Below are 20,061 nucleotides of genomic sequence, written 5' to 3' on the forward strand. Positions count from 1 at the left end.
ATGAGTGCTCATGGCATCTGTAGCGCAAGTGAAAATCCCCGCCACCTACATCCGTGGTGGCACCAGCAAGGGCGTGTTCTTCCGCCTGCAAGACCTTCCCGAGCGCGCCCAGGTGCCAGGCCCTGCGCGCGATGCCTTGCTGTTGCGGGTGATCGGCAGCCCCGACCCCTATGCCAAGCAGATCGACGGCATGGGCGGTGCGACCTCCAGCACCAGCAAGACCGTGATTCTTTCGCCAAGCAGCAAGGCCGATCACGATGTCGACTACCTGTTCGGCCAGGTCGCCATCGACAAGGCCTTCGTCGACTGGAGTGGCAACTGCGGCAACCTCTCGGCGGCCGTAGGTTCGTTCGCCATCGCCAGTGGCCTGGTGGACCCGGCACGCATCCCGCGCAACGGCAGGGCGACCGTGCGCATCTGGCAGGCCAATATCGGCAAGACCATCATTGCTCATGTACCGATCACCGAGGGTGAGGTGCAGGAAACCGGCGACTTCGAGCTCGATGGCGTGACCTTCCCGGCGGCCGAAGTGCAACTGGAGTTCCTCGACCCTGCAGCCGATGAAGACGGCGAGGGCGGCGGGGCGATGTTCCCTACCGGCAACCTGGTTGACGACCTCGAGGTGCCAGGTGTCGGCACGTTCAAGGCGACCCTGATCAATGCCGGCATCCCGACCATCTTCGTCAATGCCGCCGACATCGGTTACACCGGAACCGAGCTTCAGGATGCGATCAATGGCGATGCCGCCGCGCTGGCGCGTTTCGAGACCATCCGTGCCCATGGCGCGGTACGTATGGGCCTGATCGAGCACATCGACCAGGCCGCCGGCCGCCAGCACACGCCGAAGGTCGCTTTCGTCGCGCCTGCTACGTCGTATACCGCTTCCAGCGGCAAGGCTGTGGCGGCGAGCGATATCGATCTGGTGGTGCGGGCGCTATCCATGGGCAAGTTGCATCACGCGATGATGGGGACGGCGGCGGTGGCCATTGGCACGGCGGCGGCGATTCCCGGCACTCTGGTGAACCTGGCGGCCGGTGGAGGAGAGCGTAGCGCGGTGCGTTTCGGTCACCCGTCCGGGACGTTGCGGGTGGGCGCCGAGGCGCGCAAGGCGGAGGGTGAGTGGACGGTGACCAAGGCCATCATGAGCCGCAGTGCGCGGGTGTTGATGGAAGGGTGGGTGAGGGTGCCTGGCGACGCCTTCTAGGCCTCCAGCCTGCGCCTCACCTGTGTGTAGGAGCAGCTGTCTTGCTCAAAAATCTGAGGCCTGCCCAATCCCGGTGGGAGCGGCGGTTCGCCGCTGCGACTTGTCCCACGATCACCGGCGTAGCCGGTGCCATGCATCGCGGTGTTTCTTTCGCGGGCAAGCCCGCTCCCACAGGGACCTGCGCTCCTACTGGGATCCTTCCGGAATTGAAAAAGCCCCGGTATTTCTACCGGGGCTTTTCATTTACAACCGACTGCTCAGCTTACGCCTGAACCACCGGGATCTTGGCGTTGGCCGCCGCTTCACGGAACTCGGCGATCTGATCGAAGCTCAGGTAGCGGTAGACGTCGGCAGCCATGCTGTCGATATCCTTGGCGTACTGCAGGTACTCTTCGACGGTCGGCAGCTTGCCGAGGATCGACGCGACTGCAGCCAGCTCCGCCGACGCCAGGTAGACGTTGGTGGCATCGCCCAGACGGTTCGGGAAGTTACGGGTCGAGGTGGAGACCACGGTCGAACCGGTCTGAACACGTGCCTGGTTACCCATGCACAGCGAGCAGCCTGGCATTTCCATGCGCGCGCCAGCCTTGCCGTAGATGCCGTAGTAGCCTTCCTCGGTCAGCTGGTGGGCGTCCATCTTGGTGGGCGGCGCCAGCCACAGACGGGTCGGGATACCGCCCTTGACCTTGTCCAGCAGCTTGCCGGCAGCGCGGAAGTGACCGATGTTGGTCATGCACGAACCGATGAACACTTCGTCGATCTTCTCGCCTTGTACCTGCGACAGCAGGCGGGCGTCGTCCGGGTCGTTCGGCGCGCAGAGCACAGGCTCCTTGACGTCGGCCAGGTCGATTTCGATGATCTCGGCGTATTCGGCATCGGCGTCGGCCGACAGCAGCTCAGGGTTGGCCAGCCAGGCTTCCATCGCTTGGGCACGGCGCTCCATGGTGCGAGCGTCGCCGTAGCCTTCGCTGATCATCCAGCGCAGCAGGGTGATGTTCGACTGCAGGTACTCGGCGATGGCCTTTTCCGGCAGCTTGATGGTGCAACCGGCAGCCGAGCGCTCGGCGGAGGCGTCGGACAGCTCGAACGCCTGCTCGACGGTCAGCTCGTCCAGGCCTTCGATTTCCAGGATGCGGCCGGAGAAGGCGTTCTTCTTGCCTTTCTTCTCGACGGTCAGCAGGCCCTTCTGGATGGCGTAGTAAGGGATGGCGTGGACCAGGTCACGCAGGGTGATGCCCGGTTGCAGCTTGCCCTTGAAGCGCACCAGCACCGACTCCGGCATGTCCAGCGGCATGACGCCGGTGGCAGCGGCGAAGGCGACCAGGCCGGAACCGGCCGGGAACGAGATGCCGATCGGGAAGCGGGTGTGCGAGTCGCCACCGGTGCCGACGGTGTCAGGCAGCAGCATGCGGTTCAGCCAGCTGTGGATGATGCCGTCGCCTGGACGCAGGGACACGCCGCCACGGGTGCGGATGAAATCCGGCAGGGTGTGGTGGGTGGTGACGTCGATCGGTTTCGGGTAGGCGGCGGTGTGGCAGAACGACTGCATGACCAGGTCGGCAGAGAAGCCCAGGCATGCCAGGTCTTTCAGCTCGTCACGGGTCATCGGGCCAGTAGTGTCCTGGGAACCGACGGTGGTCATCTTCGGTTCGCAGTAGGCACCTGGGCGTACGCCTTGGCCTTCCGGCAGGCCGCAGGCGCGACCGACCATCTTCTGTGCCAGGGTGAAGCCCTTGCCGGTGTCGGCAGGCTGTTCTGGCTTCTTGAACAGGTCCGAAGCACCCAGGCCCAGTTCGGCACGGGCTTTTTCGGTCAGGCCACGGCCGACGATCAGCGGGATACGGCCGCCAGCGCGGACTTCGTCCAGCAGCACTTCGGTTTTCAGTTCGAAGGTGGTGACCAGCTCGCCGCTGTCGTGACGCTTGACTTCACCTTTGAACGGGTAGACGTCGATGACATCGCCCATGGCCAGGTTGGTGCAGTCGAATTCGATCGGCAGGGCGCCGGCGTCTTCCATGGTGTTGTAGAAGATCGGGGCGATCTTGGTGCCGAAGCAGAAACCACCGGCGCGCTTGTTCGGCACGTACGGGATGTCGTCGCCGAAGAACCACAGCACCGAGTTGGTGGCGGATTTACGCGAGGAGCCGGTACCGACCACGTCGCCGACGTAGGCAACCGGGAAGCCCTTGGCCTTGACCGTTTCGATCTGGGCCAGTGGGCCGACCGAACCAGGCTGCTGCGGTTCGATGCCATCACGGGCCATCTTCAGCATGGCCAGGGCGTGCAGTGGGATGTCAGGGCGCGACCAGGCGTCCGGGGCAGGGGACAGGTCATCGGTGTTGGTTTCGCCTGGCACCTTGAATACGGTCAGGGTGTACTTGTCGGCGATGGCTGGGCGCGAGGTGAACCACTCGCCGGCAGCCCAGGACTCCAGGACGGCCTTGGCGTGCACGTTGCCGGCCTTGGCTTTTTCGGCCACGTCGTGGAAGGCGTCGAACATCAGCAGGGTGTGCTTGAGCTGTTCGCCCGCGACGGCGCCCAGTTCGGCGTCGTCCAGCAGCGCAACCAGCGTCTCGATGTTGTAGCCACCCTGCATGGTGCCCAGCAGCTCGGTGGCGTGCTTGCGGTCGATCAGTGGCGACTTGGCTTCGCCCTTGGCGACAGCGGAGAGGAACGCGGCCTTGACGTAGGCAGCTTCGTCGACTCCTGGCGGAACGCGATTGGTGATCAGGTCTACGAGGAAGGCTTCTTCGCCGGCCGGCGGGTTTTTCAGCAGCTCGACCAGGCCTGCAGTTTGTTCGGCGTTCAGCGGCTGGGGCACGATACCCAGGGCGGCACGCTCTTCGATGTGTTTGCGGTAGGCTTCAAGCACAGTTATTACCCTCATCAGTGGTCCCTAAAGGGAGTCCGGGACGCTCATCCAGCATTCCCTGCACCCATGCGCGGATCACGGCTTTTTGAGCCGTCCAGCCAGGGTCGCAGAGAATCCTTACAGAAGCTGCTTTCAAAGTTTTACGCCTGTAGAACGGAGCGTTGATGAGGGGTTGGCGCGGGCCATGCGGGGAGCATGGCCTGGGCCAACACCGTTCTACCGGATGAACTGTGCTCGTGACGCTTTGAAAACAGCTTCCAACGGACATTGTTGCCTTGAAAAGGCGGGGTGATTCTACGGCAAAAAAACACGGAAGGTAAGTTGCCGACGATGACTTTAACGAGTGACCCCGGTTAGACAAAGGGCTAACATGACGCCGTGTTCCACCGCCAAGCCGTTGTTTTTCCATGTCCAACCAGTCCATCAAGACCCCTTGCGTCGGCCTTTGCTCAACTGTCTACGGAGACACCGTCTGCCGTGGCTGCAAGCGCTTTCACCATGAAGTGATCAATTGGAACGGTTATGACGAGGAGCAGAAGCGTGCCGTCTGGCTGCGCCTGGAGCAGTTGCTGGTGCAGGTGATGATGGCCAAGCTTGAAGTGTTCGACCAAAACCTGCTGCGCCAGCAATTGGAGCAGCGCTCAATCCGTTTCGTGCCGCACCAGTCCGAATATTGCTGGGCCTACCAGTTGATCGCGCGTGGCGCCCGCATGATCCGTGACCTGGAAGCCTACGGCATGGCCCTGCTGCCGGAGTTCCGCGATTGGGAGCTGCCGCAGTTGCGCGACGCCATCGACCGCGAGTTCTTCCTGCTTTCCGAGGCCCATTACCAGCGCTACATCGCGCCTGCTTTCCTGCAGCAGTCGCTGGGGTAAGACTTCAGGCTGCTGCGCCGCGCTCGTACTTTTTAGCGTTGACGCTCCCTCACTTCCAGGAGCGCCGTATGTCTAGTTTCGAGTTTCAACCCCTGCTGAGTTTCAACGCGCGTTGCCAATGGCAGCTTCATGATCGCCCTATTACCGTCGGCCAATGGAAAGAGAACAGTGACATGTTCCGGCCGTTCTGGGTCGAGTTCGATGACTGGAATGGAGACGATGGCTGGCTGATCACCAGTTGGGACTACGGCGAGGAGATGATCCAGTCGTTTCTGCTCGAAGGCTTGTTCGGCAAGGACGCGCACAAACGCTATGTGAGTGACTGCTTCTGGTTCGGTGTCTACCGCCATGCCGACGGCTATGTGTACGAGATCCGTCCCGCCTACGAAGGGCGCAACGAGCATGCCTGGCCCGAACTCGACTACTGGCTCGACACCAGTCGCAATGGCTACCTGGGGTTCTACAGCGCCGGATCGCCGGCGGGCGTGAACGTGGACGAGCCGGCCAGGGTCGAGATCAACGACCCTATCGGGACTTCGTTCGAGCTGCCTATTGACCCACCCATTCAGTTGACCACTCCGCTATACACCCTTACATCTGCACAGCGAACGCCCCTGTGGCATATTCCGGGCCTGAACCCCGCCGCATTGCGAGACAACGATGTGTTGCCGAACCTGACGCTCTACAGCCCGAAGGGACGCCAGGTCAGGCGTCAGGTGGAGAATGTCGCCTACCTCAACGACCAGATCGGCAAGCGCGGTGGCTTTACGCTGATTGTCAGTCAGTCTGGCGTTCCGCCTCATCGCAACCCACAGCCCTGACGGCCGGGTGGTCAGTCGCCGGTGTATTCGCAACCACTGGTGCAGGTCTCGTGGATACGCACTTTCGACAGTTCCGGCAGCAGCGGCTTCACCTGTTCCCAGATCCACTTGGCGATCACTTCGCTGGTCGGGTTTTCCAGGCCGGGAATGTCGTTCAGGTAGTTGTGGTCGAGGCGATCGTAGATCGGCTTGAAGATCGCCTTGACCTCGGCGAAGTCTCGGATCCAGCCGGTATGCGGGTCGAGCGGGCCAGTCAGGTGCAGGGCGACCTTGAACGAATGGCCGTGCAGGCGACCGCATTTGTGTCCTTCGGGGACGTGGGGCAGGCGGTGAGCGGACTCGAAGGTGAACTCTTTGAAAATTTCCACGCTGGCAGAACTCTGTGTGAATCAGGAATGCGCGCAGTCTACCAGCATGCTTGCTACAAGGCTTGCAACCGTTCATGCAGCCGCCCGGTGGCGACCAGCTCCAGCAGCTCGTCGCCCAGGCGCTGGCTTTCGGCGATGGCCTTGTACCAGTAACGCTTGCGTGTCGGCGCATCCCCGATGAAGCGCTTGAAGTCGTTGCGGTCTGGCAGCTTGCCATAGGGCAGGGCGGCCAGGTACTGCGGCGATGGGGTCATCAGCAGCACATTGTGCAGGCGTGTGGCATCGCCGCGACGCCAGGGCAGGGCCTTGTCGAACCAGCCGGGCACGACCTTGTCGGTGAAGTGCGGATAGAGCACCAGGTCGTCGCCTCGATAGGGCAGGTCGAGGTGGTAGTCCAGCAGGCCGCCGTCACGGTAGGTGCCGTTGCCAGCGCCGGGAATATCGCGCACGCCCTCCATCACCATCGGGATCGAGCCCGACGCGAGCAGCGCCTGTCGCAGGTTGCCCAGGTCCAGGGGCAGGCAGCGCGAGGGAAAGTCGGTCAGTGCGTCCAGTGGTGGTGCGCTACGGCCGTCATGCAGGATGATGCGTTCGAAGTGACGGGCCAGGTGCGAACGCCCGAGCAGGTTGCTGGCAATCACCGAGGACAGGCCCATGCCCAGCCGCGCGGGGTGATCATGGGCAAGCTGGCCATGGCTCTTCACCACCAGGATATTCAGGCGATAGTTCGGATTGGCCAGGATCTGGCCGTCACGACCCTGTAGCAGATCGTCGAGCATGCGCTGGCAGCTCTGGCTGATCTGCGCAGGGGTTACGCCCTTGGCGAAATCCTGCTCGGTGTACAGTTCGCCCAGGCGCCGCAGGCCGGCCACGGGGTCGTCCAGGCAGGCGCTGGCAAAGCGCCAGGAGCCGATCGAGGCGCCGATCAGCGAGCGCTGCCGCGGTGCCGATGGCAGCAACTGGCCGAACAATGCCAGGTCCAGGCCCTGTATACCCAGCGGCTTGGGGCCGCCGGCCGCCCCCGGGAGCACCCCGACATCGACAGCCCGCAGGCCGCGCTCGCGGATCTGCGCCAGGGCGCGTCGGCCGGCCTTAAAGGTCAGGGCGGGATACTTGATATGGATGGCGCTCATGGCTGTCTCTTGAAGGGCAGGGACGCATTATAGGCAATTGGGGTTCGACAGGCGCTCGGAGGCTGCGAACGGCGCTATCATGTCGCCAGCTGTTTTCAGGTTGAGTTAAGGACCGGTGGTTAATCTTAACCCCGTAGACAACATACGCACCTCGATGGAGAGACCCTATGAAAACGTTGACTGCCCTGTTCACCGCCGCTGCCCTGACCTTCGGTGCCACTGCCGCCTTCGCCAAGGACGTGCAGCCCGACGAAGTGGTCAAACTGGTGAATGCCAAGACCATCAAGTCGCTGGATGAGCTCAAGGCCGCTGCCGTGGCCAAGCATCCCGGCTCGACCGTGACCGACTCCGAGCTCGAAGACGAATACGGCCGCTATGTCTACAAGGTCGAACTGCGCGATGCGCAGAACGTCGAATGGGACGTGGCCCTGGACGCCAAGACCGGTGAAGTGCTGAAGGACGAACGAGACAACTGATGAACACCCTGCCGCGAGCGGTGCCCTGTCTGGCACTGGCATTATGGGTCGCCTGCTCGCCGGCGACCGCCCGCGACCTGGACCAGGACGAAGCCCTGGAGCTGCGTCAGCAGGGCATCATCCTCCCGCTTGAGCAACTGCTCGACGCAGCCCTGGGGCGCTACCCCGGGGCGCGTTTGCTGGAGGCCGAGCTGGAAGAGAAGCACGGCCGTTACGAGTACGAGGTCGAACTGCTGACCCCGGCCGGTGTGGTGCGTGAAATCAAGTACGACGCCCGTACCGGCGTTTTGATCAAGGACGAGGAAGACGACTGAATGCGCCTGTTGCTTGTCGAGGACAATGTGCCGCTGGCCGACGAATTGATCGCCAGCCTGCAACGCCAGGGCTATGCCGTGGACTGGCTGGCCGACGGTCGTGACGCGGTCTACCAGGGGCAGAGCGAGCCTTATGACCTGATCATCCTCGACCTCGGCCTGCCCGGCCTGCCGGGGTTGGAGGTACTGACGCAGTGGCGTGCCGCTGCGCTGGCCACCCCCGTGCTCATTCTCACCGCTCGCGGTTCCTGGGCCGAACGCATCGAAGGGCTGAAGGCCGGAGCCGACGACTACCTCACCAAACCCTTCCACCCCGAAGAACTGCAACTGCGCATCCAGGCTCTGCTGCGCCGTGCCCGTGGCCTGGCCAACCAGCCGCGCCTGGAGGCGGCGGGCCTGCACCTGGACGAAGGGCGCCAGTGCGTCGTGCGCGAGGGTGTGGATGTGCAACTGACCGCCGCCGAGTTTCGCCTGCTGCGCTATTTCATGCTGCACCCGCAGCAGGTCCTGTCCAAAAGCCACTTGGCCGAGCATCTCTACGACGGGGAAACCGAGCGTGACTCCAACGTGCTCGAGGTGCACGTCAATCACCTGCGGCGCAAGCTGGGACGCAGCGTGATCGAGACCCGTCGCGGCCAGGGCTATGTCTACGCTGGGAGCAGCAACGGGTGAAGTCGATCCAGGCACGCCTGAGCCTCGGCCTGGTGGCCGTGCTGGTGGTGGTCGGCGTGGTGATGGCGCAGGTGACCCTGTGGTTGTTCGAGGCCGGGTTGCAGCGCTATCTCGAAGCCGGGCTGCGCAAGGAGAGCGAGAACCTGCTGGTGGCGCTGGTCCGGGGCCCCAACGGCCTGCAACTGGACGAGCGGCGTATCTCGGCGGCCTACCAACGGCCGTTTTCAGGGTATTACTTTCGCATCGATTTCGAGCAGGGCACCTGGCGCTCCCGTTCGCTATGGGACCTGGACATGCCCAAGCTCGCGCGCCCGGGGCTGGAGGATGGCCATGAGCTGGGCCCGGAAGGCCAGCAACTGTTGGCCTATCGCGGAGATTACCGGCGCCTGGGCCAGGATATTTCGATCAGCGTCGCTCAGGATTATTCACCCGTACGCGAGGGGTTCAGGCGCTTGCAGCAGATCGGCCTGGGCATGGGTGTGCTGGCGCTGCTGTTGATCCTGGTCCTGCAGCGCATCACTGTGACCCGCTCGTTACGTCCGCTTGAGCGCGCCCGTCAGCAGATCGCCCAATTGCAACAGGGGCAGCGCTCCCAACTCGATGCCCAGGTGCCCAGCGAACTGCAACCGCTGGTGGACCAGGTCAACCACCTGCTGGCGCACACCGAGGACAGCCTGCGTCGCTCACGCAATGCGCTGGGTAACCTCGGCCATGCCTTGAAGACCCCTCTGGCGGTGCTGCTGAGCCTGGCGTCGAGCGAGCGCCTGCGCGATCTGCCTGAAGTGCAGGCGCAACTGCGCGAACAACTGGAGCAGATCCAGCAGCGCCTGGCCCGTGAACTGAACCGCGCACGCCTGGCGGGCGATGCCTTGCCAGGCGCGCAGTTCGACTGCGATGCGGAGCTGCCTGGGCTGCTCTCCACGCTTGGCATGATCCATGGCGAGGGGCTGCTGCTGGCGCGTGATGTACCACCGGGGTTGTTGCTGCCCTGGGATCGCGAGGACCTGCTGGAGCTGCTGGGCAACCTGCTGGACAACGCCTGCAAATGGGCTGACAGCGAGGTACGCCTGGGTATCAAGGAAACCGCCGAGGGTTACCAGCTCTGGGTCGACGACGACGGGCCTGGAATTCCCGGTGAGGCACGGGAGCACGTGCTGGAACGCGGTTCGCGGCTCGACGAGCAGGTGGACGGGCATGGCCTGGGGCTGGGCATCGTGCGGGACATCGTCGAGGCCTGGGAGGGGCGGATCACCTTGCTTGAGAGCCCGCTGGGAGGGCTGCGCGTCAGCATCGAGTTGCCACGCAAGGGACGCTGACACGCCTCTTGGCCCTTGAAAGATCGATCAAGGGCAGATCCAGCAAAAAAATTGCAGTCCAGGCGCATTTTTTTGAATTGGCCCCAAAACGGTGCGTTCGGCACAATCCCCGCCACGAAACCCTCCGGTTTCCATCTCTCCACGGACGGAGCCCATTGTCATTGCCTTGGTAATGCAGGGCCCAGACCCTCTCGGCTGGGCTTTCTTTTTAACTATTCCAATACGATTGCGCTTGATTCGATGCCTGCCTCGCGTCCTGAAAACCGTCTGCAGCGCCTGTTGCCGGCGCCTTTGAATATTCCCCCGCGGGAATGGCTGCGTGCCGCTGTCGGCGCGCTGCTGGGTCTGTTCCTTGCCGGATGGCTGTGCAGCATGGCGTACGGCCCCTCCGTCGCCTTGCACCTGCTTGGCCCGTTGGCCGCCTCGGCGGTACTGGTGTTTGCCGTGCATTCCGGCCCGCTGGCGCAGCCCTGGCCGGTGCTCGGCAGCTATGCCCTGGCCGGGATCCTCGGGTTGGCGATGCGCCAGGGCTTGGGCAGCGAGCTCTGGGTTGCCGCAGCGGCCCTGGGGGGCTCGCTGCTGCTGATGTGCGGGTTGCGTTGCCTGCACCCTCCGGGCGGCGGTGTGGCGGCCAGCGTGGTGCTGGCTGACCCAGGGCTGGTGGCGATGGGCGACCATTTGCTCGAGCCAGTGCTGCTCAACGCATTGATTCTGGTGGCCGTTGCGGTGCTCTACAACCGCCTGACCGGGGTGCGTTATCCCAAGGGCGCCGTACCGCGCAAAGACCCGCATCACACCCATGACCCACTGCCCGGTGCACGCGTCGGCATCAGCGCAGAAGACCTGGATCTGGCGCTGGAGGAGCTGGGGGAGTTCGTCGATGTCACCCGCGATGAGCTCGAACGTATCATCCTGGCCACCGAGCAGCACGCTCTGCAGCGCAGCCTGGGCGGGATCACGGCGGCCGCGGTGATGTCTCGCGACGTACAGTTCGCCTCGCCGGACACGACCCTGGAACAGGCCTGGAAGATGCTCGCCAGCCATCACCTGAAGACGCTTCCGGTGCTGGAACACGGGCGTTTGGTCGGTATCGTCAGCCTTAGCGACCTGGTTGGCCCTGCGATGGCCCGGGGGCGCTTCAGTTGGCGAGGCCTGTTCCGTCGCCCGTCGACACGCATGGCGCAGGTCATGAGCCGCCAAGTGGTCAGCGTCGGTAGCGAGTATCCATTGGAACGTCTCCTGCCGCTGCTCAGCGAGCACGGATTGCACTGCTTGCCGGTGCTGGACGACGGGCGACTGGTTGGAGTGATCACCCAGACCGACCTTATCGCCGGCCTGAAACGTCACCTGCTCAACGCTGCAACGCAGCGCTCAGACCAGCGGGTCCCAGCGTTGTGACCAGTCGCTGGCGCCGTCGGCCACCTGACGGCGCAGCAGCGCGAGCGCCTGTTGCAGCGCCTCGCTGTCACGTTCACGGGCATAGACCAGGAACGTCGGGTAGGTGAACTCCGGCGCCTGTGGCACGCGCTCCAGCACGCCGCTATCCAGATAGGCCTGCACCACACGGGTACGGAAATAGCCGCTGCCGCCCTGGTCGAGGATGAACTGTAGCGCCAGGGGGCCGAGGTTGAAGCTCAGCGCCGGCCGCGCGCAGTGGGGCAGGGCCGCATCGTGCTGGCGTCGGAAGGCTTCGCCCCAGTCGACATAGATGTAAGGCTCGGGCAGGTCGACGCGGCGGATGCGGATCAGCTTTTCTTCCATCAACTGTTCGACTTGCAACCCCGGGACATAGGTCGGTTGATAGACCAGCGCCGCATCCAGCAAGCCCATTTCCACTTTGCGCAGTAACGCTTCGCCGTCGCTCACTTCGCTGCGGATCGCATGGTCGGGCAGGGCCCCATGCAGTGCGCTGACCCAATCGAGCATCAGCGGATTGCCCAGGCTCACCTCGCCCCCCAGGTGCAGAACCTTCTGGCAGCCCTGTGGCAGCGGCAGGTCACGGCGTGCCGCTTCCCAGGTGTGTACCAGTTGGTTGGCGTAGGTGACGAAGGCCTCGCCGTCGCCGGTCAAGCTGGCGCCGTTGCGGCTGCGCACGAACAGCTGACAGCCGAGTTGTTGCTCCAGGCGCTGCACTCGGGCCGAAATGGCAGTCTGTGAGACGAACAGGCGCTCGGCTGCGGCCACCAGGCTGCCGCAGCGCACGATTTCCAGAAAGGTACGGGCCTGATCGATGTCCATTGGGTGCTCGGCTGTGGGTCAGTGCGTCATTCTAGGGGCTTTGCACCGGATTGGGGCAGGTAAATGATCCAGGGCGCTGGGCGCTTTACTGCGCCAAGGCAGCGCAGCGGCCCCATGCTCTCAGTGGCTGCGCAGCGCCTCGGCCACCTGCGCGAACGCTGGGCGGCGCAGTACATCCGCCTGCTGGCAGTGCTCGGCCAGGACGCGCAGTCTGGCCTCGTCTTCTGCGCAGCAGTCCAGCAGTTCGTCGATGAGAATACCGAAGGCGCGAACCTCCAGGCGTTCGATTGCCTCGCTAGCCGCGCCTGCTGTCGGCGAGTGGAACGACGCCGCGCCGAAGTCCCCGAGCAGACAGTCACCGGCTGCTGCACAGAGGATGTTGTGTGCATACAAGTCGCCATGGTTCACGCCCCGTGCATGCAGGTGCGCGGCCACCGAAGCGACACCGGCCAGCAGGTGCTGCACAGCATCCAGGCTGAAATGGCGTTCTGCGGGGTAGCGGTCGCGCGTGCAACTGTCCAGGCTCGGTGGGCCTGCAAGGTTGAACCAGCTCGGATCGATCAGTTGCATCACCAGCGCCGGGCGAAGCTGGGGATGGTTGTCGATACGCCCGAGCAGCCGCACCAGTTGCGGATGGTCGCCCGCTGCCAGGCAGGCCCTCATCTCTGCCAGGGGTGAGCCATCGCTGGTGATCTCGCCCTTGTACAGCTTGACCGCCACCGGTGCCTGCTGTGCGCGCCAATGCGCCAGGTGAATCACCCCCGAGGCACCACGACCGAGTTCTTCGCCCAGTGTGAGATCCGCCCAGTCGATACGCTGGGCGACGGCCTCCGCTGTGGGCGCCCGCAGCGCCTGGGGTAGCGGGTTGTCGGCATAGGCCAGCCACGCCAGGCGCGGCATGCGCAGCAGCCAGTCGGGCAGGGCGGTAAGGCGGTTGCTGGCGACGCGCAGCAGTTCCAGGCGTTCGCAACGGGCGAGGCTCTCGGGCAGATCGGTCAGGCGGTTGCCTGCGAGCATCAGCTTCTGTAACTGGGTGCACTTGTCAATCTGTTGCGGCAGGGTTTCGAGCAGGTTGTCGGTCAGTACCAGCGAGCGCAGGCTGGCTGGCAGCGCCTGCGAGTCGACCTGGCTGATGCGGTTGCTCTTGAAGCCCACGGTTTCCAGACGCGCGCAGCGGCCGATGCCGTGGGGCAGGCGGGTGAAGCGGTTTTCCGAGCAGAACAGCACTTTCAGCCGGGTCAGTCGGTGCAGGTCGTCGGGCAATGCGCTCAGGGCGTTGCCGGTCAGGTTCAGCACCTCGAGTGTGTCTGCGAGCGTGAAGATCTCTGGCGGGAAGCAGGTCAGGCCTTCGCACAGGTCAAGGCGGGTGATGCCTTGGAGTCGGCCGGCTTTGAGGTCTTCGAGGCTGTGCATGGTGCGTGCCTATGGCTTGGAAAGGGCGCCATTCTAGAGCTGCGCCAGGCCATTGCAAATCTGCACAAGGGTTGCGACTTAAGTCCGATGGCAGGGGCGCAATGCCGGTCCATACTCAAGGCTCGCCCTTCAATAACAACAAGTACCGGGTTGCGAACCAATGACCTATCAGCACAGCTACGCGCATTCCATCACCGATCCCGCCAGCTTCTGGCAAGCCCAGGCCGAGCAGCTCGCCTGGCACCGCAAACCCTCGCTCACCCTGCAGGACAACCCGGACGGCACCCACCGCTGGTTCGCTGACGGGCGCCTGAACAGCAGCTACCTGGCCCTGGACCATCAGATCGAGCAAGGCCGCGGCGAGCAGTTGGCGCTGATCTACGACTCGCCTGTGACCGGCACCGCGCAGACCTTCACCTACCTTCAATTGCGCGACGAGGTCGCGCGCCTGGCCGGTCTGCTGCGCGCGCTCGGCGTGGGCAAGGGTGATGGCGTGATCATCTACATGCCCATGGTGCCGCAGGCAGCCATGGCCATGCTGGCCTGCGCGCGGATCGGCGCGGTGCACTCGGTGGTGTTCGGCGGTTTTGCCGCCAACGAATTGGCCCTGCGTATCGACGATGCGCGTCCGACCCTGCTGCTCACCGCGTCCTGTGGCCTCGAGTTCGACAGGGTGATCGAATACAAGCCGTTGGTCGATCGCGCCCTGCAACTGGCCCGGCACCAGCCTGGGCATGTGCTGGTGCTGCAACGTCCCCAGGCCCGCGCGCAGCTGCAGCCTGGGCGCGACCTGGACTGGCAGGCGGCGGTGGCCGATGCCGAGCCGGTGGCGCCGGTCGAACTGGACGCAGGCGACCCGCTGTACATCATGTACACCTCCGGCACCACCGGGAAACCCAAGGGCATCGTGCGTGAGAATGGCGGCAATGCGGTCGCGCTGTGCTACGCCATGCGTCACGTCTACGGTATGCAGGCGGGCGATGTGTGGTGGGGGATTTCCGACGTGGGCTGGGTGGTCGGCCATTCGCTGATCGTCTACGGGCCGTTGATGAGCGGCTGCACCACGGTGTTCTACGAAGGCAAGCCGATTCGCACCCCGGATGCCTCGGCGTACTGGCGGGTGGTCGAGCAGTACAAGGTCAATGCACTGTTCTGCGCACCGACCGCCATGCGTGCGATCCGCAAGGAAGATCCGGATGGCGAACTGATCCGCCGTCATGATCTGGGTTCGCTGCGTCAGTTGTTCCTTGCCGGCGAGAAACTCGACTCCAGCACGCACCAGTGGCTGGAGCGGGTCAGTGGCAAACCTGTGCACGATCATTGGTGGCAGACCGAGACCGGCTGGCCGGTCACCGCGCCGTGCGTGGGGCTCGAGGGCAGCGCTGCACGCCCGGGTTCGAGCAATCGTGCAGTGCCGGGCTATCACGTGCAGGTGCTGGACGATGAGGGGCGCCCCTTGGGGCCGAACCAGCAGGGCGCCATCGTGATCGCCTTGCCGTTGCCGCCAGGTTGCAGCCAGACGCTCTGGGGCGACCACCCACGCTACCTGCAGGCCTACCTGCACAGCTATCCGGGCTATTACCACACCGGTGACGGCGGCTACCTGGACGATGACGGCTTCGTCTACATCATGGGGCGCACCGATGATGTGATCAACGTCTCCGGGCATCGGCTGTCTACCGGCGAGATGGAGGACCTGGTGGCGCAGCATCCTGCGGTGGCCGAGTGCGCGGTGATCGGCGTGCACGACGAGATCAAGGGCCAGGTACCGCTGGCGCTGGTGGTGCTCAAGGACGGGCAGGGCATTGCCGAACAGCAGTTGCAGGCCGAACTGGTGGCCAAGGTGCGCGAGCAGATCGGGGCGCTGGCTTGTTTCAATCGAGTGCGTCTGGTCAAGCGCCTGCCCAAGACACGCTCGGGCAAGATCCTGCGTGCGGTGCTGCGCAAGATTGCCGATGGCGTGGACTACGTGGCGCCGTCCACGCTGGATGACCCGGCGGTACTGCCTGAGATAGAAGGTGTGCTGGCGGACCTGCCAAGGGCGGGATAAGGCCGCGGTGTCACCGGCAGGCGCGGCCCATCAGGCCGCAGGCCCCATCTGCTGAAGTTGCCCCAGCCGGCTGCGGGTGCGCATCAGGTCGTTGATCGCCCCGCCCAGGCTTTGCTCCAGGCTGCGCTTGCCCAGCACCAGCAGCGATTTGTCCTGGTCGTACAGCACATCGATCAGGTTGACGAAGCGCTGCTGCGCCGCCAGTGAACAGGCCGACAGATCATCCAGGCCATCGATGATCCAGTGGTCGAAACGTTCGGCCAGGGCCAGGTAGTCGATGACCGCAGTGGGTTGTTCGCACAAGTCGTCGAAGGCGAACATCACCTGTCGCTCATGGCTGTGCAGCGCGCGCAGCGGACGGCGATTCACCTCCAGCGTGAGTGCCTGCGCGGCGGGCACGGCAAGGATCTGGCGCTGCGTGGCATCGGCTGGCCAGACATAGTGGCCCTGGGTGAAGCGCTGTTGCTCGCGGTTGGCCGGCAGGCTGCGAAAATCGGTGTCGCCGCCGACCTCCAGCACCTGCATGCGGCTGTTGATCAGGCGTATCACCGGCAGGAAGCGCTCGTGATACAGCGGGTTGGGCAGCAGCCCTTCCGGGGCGTAGTTGGACGTTACCAGCAAGAACACACCCCGCTCGAACAGTGCACCGAACAAGCGGGTGAGCAGCATTGCATCGCCAATGTCGTGAACGTGGAACTCGTCGAAGCACAGCACCTGGCAATCGCCGAGCAACGCATCCAGGGTGGCCCCCAGCGCATCGTCCAGGGCGCGGTGGCGGTGCATGCCTTCGTGCAGGCGGGCGAAGAAATCATGAAAGTGCAGGCGGCGTTTCGCTGTGGTCGGCACGGCCTGGAAGAACCCGTCGAGCAGCCAGCTCTTGCCTCGACCGACCGAGCCATGCAGGTACAGGCTGCGCGCCTGGCCCTGTTCGAGGGCGGCCAGTTGCGTGGCCATGGCCTCGATCACCCGGTGTTGGCCTTCGCTCAGGGTATAGCCGCGTTCGCCGGCCTTGCCCTGGAAGTGCGTCAGCAGCGTAGTGTCGATTGGGGGGCAGGTACGCAGGCGCTGGCCGAGGTGGCGCAGGGGGTTTTGAATCCAGGCGGACAAGGCGACGGCTCCGAATGACGAGGGCAGACGCAGCTTGCGCGAGCCTGCGTCGTTTGACCAGTCGAGAATGTACGCCACAGTGATCGCATGGCGCGATAGGTCGCCGATCAGGCCTTGCGCTCCAGCTGCCGTTCGATCATGAACTTGACGGCCAGGCGCTTTTCCTTGAGGTGGCGCAGGTCTTCGTCCACAAAGTTGCCCGCTGAAATCGACTCGGCAGCCAGCACCTGGTTGTCGAGGTCCATGTAGTCGTCCAGCAGGCGATCCAGTGTCTTGTCCTGCTGACGTCGCTGTTGAACGATTTCGCGTGGGTAGTGCAGGTCCTGATACAGGTCGTGTGAAACTGGCATGGCGCCCTCCTTGTGATGCGCAAGCGGTGGTTACTTGCTTGGAATGGGTAAAGGCGCATGCGTTGAAGCGAGGCGGAAAAAAACCGACAGACGGTTGCCTGTGCCAACCCTTTCAAGGGCGAGTGGCGCCCAAGGCAACGGGTGTGGTTGGATCACCTTCGAGTAGAGGACACTAACTTGCTGTTTTCCGGCAATTTTTTTCAACTCGGGGGTTCCCAGCCGAAAAGAATGTTGGTAAAGTGCGGCCCATTCCAGCACAGCAACACACGTAGCTGTCAGCGAATTCGATACAGGGGCGTCGCCAAGCGGTAAGGCAGCAGGTTTTGATCCTGCCATGCGTTGGTTCGAATCCAGCCGCCCCTGCCATTATTTCCAAGCATTCTCAAGCGTCCAGCCTGCAAGTCAGCCTGGCGATTTTTTGTGTCTGCTCGTCAGGTGGCGCGCGCATGGCGCGCCATCCTGGCTTACTCCGCTCCCCCCAGCAAATCGTTCAGTGCCCGGGTCAGGTCTTCGGCTTGCACGGGCTTCTGCATGACCAGGCTGCCGGGCAACTCCAGCCCTTCCAGTTCGGCGTAGCCAGTGAGAAACACCACGGGCAGGCGAGGGTAGCGCTCGCGTGCAGCATGGGCCAACTGGGCGCCATTGAACTCGGGCATGGCGAAGTCGGTGAGCAGCAAATCGATGCGTTCGTCGAGCAAGGCCAAGGCCTGCTCGCCACTGTGGGCCTGGCGTACCTGGTAGCCGTGCAGGCGCAGCACGTCACCGATCATGTCGCGGACCAGGTGATCGTCATCCACCAGCAGCACCACTCGGTCGTGGCCGTTGAGCGATGCACCTTGCGGCACTGCGAGCGTCTGCGGCTCATCAAGGTCGACTTGCTTGACCGCCGGCAGGTAGACGCTGACCTGGGTACCGAGCCCGGGTGCCGTGTCGATGTGCACGCCGCCGCCTGACTGCTTGGCGAAGCCGAACACCTGAGCCAGGCCCAGGCCCGAGCCCTTGCCGATATCCTTGGTGGTGAAGAACGGTTCGAAGACCCGAGCCACCACTTCTTCACTCATGCCGCACCCGGTGTCGCGGATCGACAGCATCACGTACTCGCCAGGCTCGGGGTCTTCCGGGCGCTGGGCGAGGGCCTCGATGCGTATGTTGCGGGTCGAGAGGGTCAACTGGCCGCCGGTTGGCATGGCGTCGCGGGCGTTGATCGCCAGGTTGAGGATGATCATCTCGGTCTGGGTCGGGTCGGTCAGGGCCTGCCACAGGCTGCTGTCCAGATCCAGGCGCACCGAGATATTGCCGCCCAGGGTGCGCCGCAGCAGTTCCTCGAGGCCGGCCAGGGTGTGGTTGAGGTGCAGCGGCACGGGTTCCAGGCGCTGGCGGCGCGAGAAGGCCAGTAACTGCGAGGTAAGCTTGGCCCCGCGCTCGCCGGCTTCGCGCACATGCTTCAGGCGGCTGCGCGCCTTGGCCAGGTCGCCTTTGTCGAGGTCGCGCTCGACGAAGCTGGTGCCGGTGAGGATCACGGTCAACAGGTTATTGAAGTCATGGGCCACGCCCGCAGTGAGTTGGCCCACCGCTTCCAGGCGTTGCATCTGCTGCAGGGCCGCTTCGATGCGTTCGCGCTCGATGATCTGGTCACGCAGTCGGCGGTTGGCCTCGGCCAACCCCAGCGCCGATTCGCGCTCGCTGCTGATGTCACGGGCGACCACGTACAACAGCGTGTCTTCCGGCACCACCACCCAGGACAGCCAGCGCTGCTGCCCGCCGGCATGCTGGATACGGCCGATGAAACGGGCGCTGGTGCGGCCATGGGCGAGGGCGGCCAGCTCTTCGAGAAAGGCCTCCTGCTCGGCTTCGGGCAACAGGTGCAGCAGCGACGTCTGGCTCAGGCGCTCGCGGCTGATGCCCAGTACCGCCTCCCATGCCGGGTTCAGTGCCACTGGCGTCAGGTCCTTGTTCAGCACCGCGAGCAAGTCCTGCGACAGCTCCCAGGCACGGTCGCGCTCGCGGGTGCGGCGCTCGACCCGTTCGCCGAGCATTTCATTGAGCTGCTTGAGCGCCTGGGTGGCCAGGCGTTGCTGGTGTATGTCCTGCAGCACACCAGAAAAACGCACGCAGCGGCCATCGACAAACTGTGCCTGCCCGGTGGACAGCAGCCAGTGCGGTTCCAGGTTGCCGGGAGCGGCGATGCGGAATTCGGCGCGGTAGTGGCCGTCGCTGTCTGGCTGCATCGCCAGTTCCACGGCTTGGCTGACATGGGGCCGATCTTCGGGATGAATGCCGGCGTAGAACACCTCCAGACTCATCTCCGCGTCGGCTGGCAGACCGAACAGGGCCTTGCAACGGTTGTCCCACAGCAGCAGGTCTTCCTGCGGGCGGTAGTCCCAGGTGCCCATGCCGGCGGCGTCGATGGCAATGCGCGCACGCGCCTCGACATCGGCCAGCGCTTCCTCGGCACGGCGCCGCCGCTGGCGCTCCTGCACCTCGGTCAGGGCTCGGCGCACGGCCTTGGGCAGCAGCGGCAGGTTTTTCTTCAGTACATAGTCGGTGGCGCCCAGGCGGATCATCTCCACCGCGTGCTCTTCACCGTAGATGCCGGACAGGAAGATGAAGGGCACGTCCGGTGCCAGGCGCTGGGCGATGGCCAGCACATCGGTGCCGGAGGAACCGGGCAGGACGCAGTCGCAAAGAATCAGGTCGTAGCTGCCCTCAAGCAGCGCGTGCTCCACCCCGGCATGGTCGAACACCAGGTGCGACTGGACCTGAAAACCACTGCGCTCCAGGCGCAACAGGCTCAGCTCGGCGTCCATCGAACTGTCTTCGACCATCAGCAGTTTCAGCGAAGTGGCTTGCAT

General features: G+C 64.2%; 17 protein-coding genes and 1 tRNA gene. 10 read left to right on the forward strand and 8 right to left on the reverse strand.

Features of this window, described 5'->3' with window-relative positions; all coding sequences use genetic code 11:
* Positions 1 to 10: 10 nt before the first annotated feature.
* Positions 11 to 1,204, forward strand: coding sequence for a 2-methylaconitate cis-trans isomerase PrpF (gene prpF, locus IAE40_RS12325; RefSeq protein ID WP_151924051.1), 1,194 nt, complete (start codon positions 11 to 13; stop codon positions 1,202 to 1,204).
* 262 nt (positions 1,205 to 1,466) lie between these two features.
* Here prpF and acnB read toward each other — a convergent pair whose 3' ends face one another.
* Positions 1,467 to 4,076 (reverse strand): bifunctional aconitate hydratase 2/2-methylisocitrate dehydratase, encoded by a 2,610-nt coding sequence (gene acnB / locus IAE40_RS12330; protein ID WP_200603255.1) that lies wholly within the window; start codon positions 4,074 to 4,076, stop codon positions 1,467 to 1,469.
* A 407-nt stretch (positions 4,077 to 4,483) separates the two neighbouring features.
* Here acnB and IAE40_RS12335 point away from each other — a divergent pair, with 407 nt between their 5' ends.
* A complete protein-coding gene (locus IAE40_RS12335) occupies positions 4,484 to 4,951 on the forward strand; it encodes a DUF1289 domain-containing protein (RefSeq protein WP_197890084.1) in 468 nt (155 codons plus the stop codon).
* Positions 4,952 to 5,019: 68 nt separating this feature from the next.
* Complete coding sequence (locus tag IAE40_RS12340; RefSeq protein ID WP_153772967.1) at positions 5,020 to 5,772, forward strand: hypothetical protein; 753 nt, start codon at positions 5,020 to 5,022, stop codon at positions 5,770 to 5,772.
* An 11-nt stretch (positions 5,773 to 5,783) separates the two neighbouring features.
* On the opposite strand, the gene queD is transcribed toward IAE40_RS12340, so the two are convergent.
* On the reverse strand, positions 5,784 to 6,140 hold the full coding sequence (gene queD, locus IAE40_RS12345) for a 6-carboxytetrahydropterin synthase QueD (protein ID WP_028634508.1): 357 nt from the start codon (positions 6,138 to 6,140) through the stop codon (positions 5,784 to 5,786).
* A 53-nt stretch (positions 6,141 to 6,193) separates the two neighbouring features.
* The gene (locus IAE40_RS12350; RefSeq protein ID WP_200603245.1) at positions 6,194 to 7,273 is read right to left on the reverse strand and encodes a patatin-like phospholipase family protein; all 1,080 of its coding nucleotides are present in this window, start codon (positions 7,271 to 7,273) and stop codon (positions 6,194 to 6,196) included.
* 167 nt (positions 7,274 to 7,440) lie between these two features.
* Here IAE40_RS12350 and IAE40_RS12355 point away from each other — a divergent pair, with 167 nt between their 5' ends.
* The 5 genes from IAE40_RS12355 (at position 7,441) to IAE40_RS12375 (ending at position 11,449) form a co-directional block, all read left to right on the forward strand.
* Positions 7,441 to 7,749 (forward strand): PepSY domain-containing protein, encoded by a 309-nt coding sequence (locus tag IAE40_RS12355; RefSeq protein WP_054894716.1) that lies wholly within the window; start codon positions 7,441 to 7,443, stop codon positions 7,747 to 7,749.
* Positions 7,749 to 8,063 carry a PepSY domain-containing protein gene (locus IAE40_RS12360; protein ID WP_054894717.1) on the forward strand — a complete coding sequence of 105 codons (315 nt, stop codon included), beginning with the start codon at positions 7,749 to 7,751 and terminating at the stop codon, positions 8,061 to 8,063. The genes IAE40_RS12355 and IAE40_RS12360 overlap by 1 nt, the downstream gene beginning before the upstream one ends.
* Positions 8,064 to 8,735, forward strand: coding sequence for a response regulator transcription factor (locus tag IAE40_RS12365; protein WP_153772968.1), 672 nt, complete (start codon positions 8,064 to 8,066; stop codon positions 8,733 to 8,735).
* A complete protein-coding gene (locus IAE40_RS12370; RefSeq protein WP_200603246.1) occupies positions 8,732 to 10,051 on the forward strand; it encodes a sensor histidine kinase in 1,320 nt (439 codons plus the stop codon). The genes IAE40_RS12365 and IAE40_RS12370 overlap by 4 nt, the downstream gene beginning before the upstream one ends.
* 240 nt (positions 10,052 to 10,291) lie before the next feature.
* The gene (locus tag IAE40_RS12375; protein ID WP_153772970.1) at positions 10,292 to 11,449 is read left to right on the forward strand and encodes an HPP family protein; all 1,158 of its coding nucleotides are present in this window, start codon (positions 10,292 to 10,294) and stop codon (positions 11,447 to 11,449) included.
* Here IAE40_RS12375 and IAE40_RS12380 read toward each other — a convergent pair.
* Together IAE40_RS12380 and IAE40_RS12385 are read right to left on the reverse strand one after the other, a co-directional pair.
* Positions 11,423 to 12,289: a LysR family transcriptional regulator gene (locus IAE40_RS12380; RefSeq protein ID WP_054894721.1), complete on the reverse strand. Its 867-nt coding sequence runs from the start codon at positions 12,287 to 12,289 to the stop codon at positions 11,423 to 11,425. The two genes, IAE40_RS12375 and IAE40_RS12380, sit on opposite strands and share 27 nt — an antisense overlap.
* A gap of 120 nt (positions 12,290 to 12,409) precedes the next feature.
* Complete coding sequence (locus IAE40_RS12385) at positions 12,410 to 13,702, reverse strand: leucine-rich repeat-containing protein kinase family protein (protein WP_200603247.1); 1,293 nt, start codon at positions 13,700 to 13,702, stop codon at positions 12,410 to 12,412.
* A gap of 160 nt (positions 13,703 to 13,862) precedes the next feature.
* Here IAE40_RS12385 and IAE40_RS12390 point away from each other — a divergent pair, with 160 nt between their 5' ends.
* Positions 13,863 to 15,752, forward strand: coding sequence for a propionyl-CoA synthetase (locus IAE40_RS12390; RefSeq protein ID WP_200603248.1), 1,890 nt, complete (start codon positions 13,863 to 13,865; stop codon positions 15,750 to 15,752).
* A gap of 30 nt (positions 15,753 to 15,782) precedes the next feature.
* On the opposite strand, the gene zapE is transcribed toward IAE40_RS12390, so the two are convergent.
* Together zapE and IAE40_RS12400 are read right to left on the reverse strand one after the other, a co-directional pair.
* Positions 15,783 to 16,859, reverse strand: coding sequence for a cell division protein ZapE (gene zapE / locus IAE40_RS12395; RefSeq protein WP_200603249.1), 1,077 nt, complete (start codon positions 16,857 to 16,859; stop codon positions 15,783 to 15,785).
* A 107-nt stretch (positions 16,860 to 16,966) separates the two neighbouring features.
* Positions 16,967 to 17,209, reverse strand: a complete 243-nt coding sequence (locus tag IAE40_RS12400; RefSeq protein ID WP_054894725.1) for a hypothetical protein — start codon at positions 17,207 to 17,209, stop codon at positions 16,967 to 16,969.
* Positions 17,210 to 17,500: 291 nt separating this feature from the next.
* Here IAE40_RS12400 and IAE40_RS12405 point away from each other — a divergent pair.
* A tRNA-Gln gene (locus IAE40_RS12405) sits at positions 17,501 to 17,575 on the forward strand.
* A gap of 98 nt (positions 17,576 to 17,673) precedes the next feature.
* On the opposite strand, the gene IAE40_RS12410 is transcribed toward IAE40_RS12405, so the two are convergent.
* Entirely contained in the window at positions 17,674 to 20,061 is a 2,388-nt protein-coding gene (locus tag IAE40_RS12410; RefSeq protein ID WP_125930317.1) for a response regulator, read from the reverse strand.

Source organism: Pseudomonas sp. S44 (assembly GCF_016624805.1).
Classification (GTDB): Bacteria; Pseudomonadota; Gammaproteobacteria; order Pseudomonadales; family Pseudomonadaceae; genus Aquipseudomonas; species Aquipseudomonas machongensis.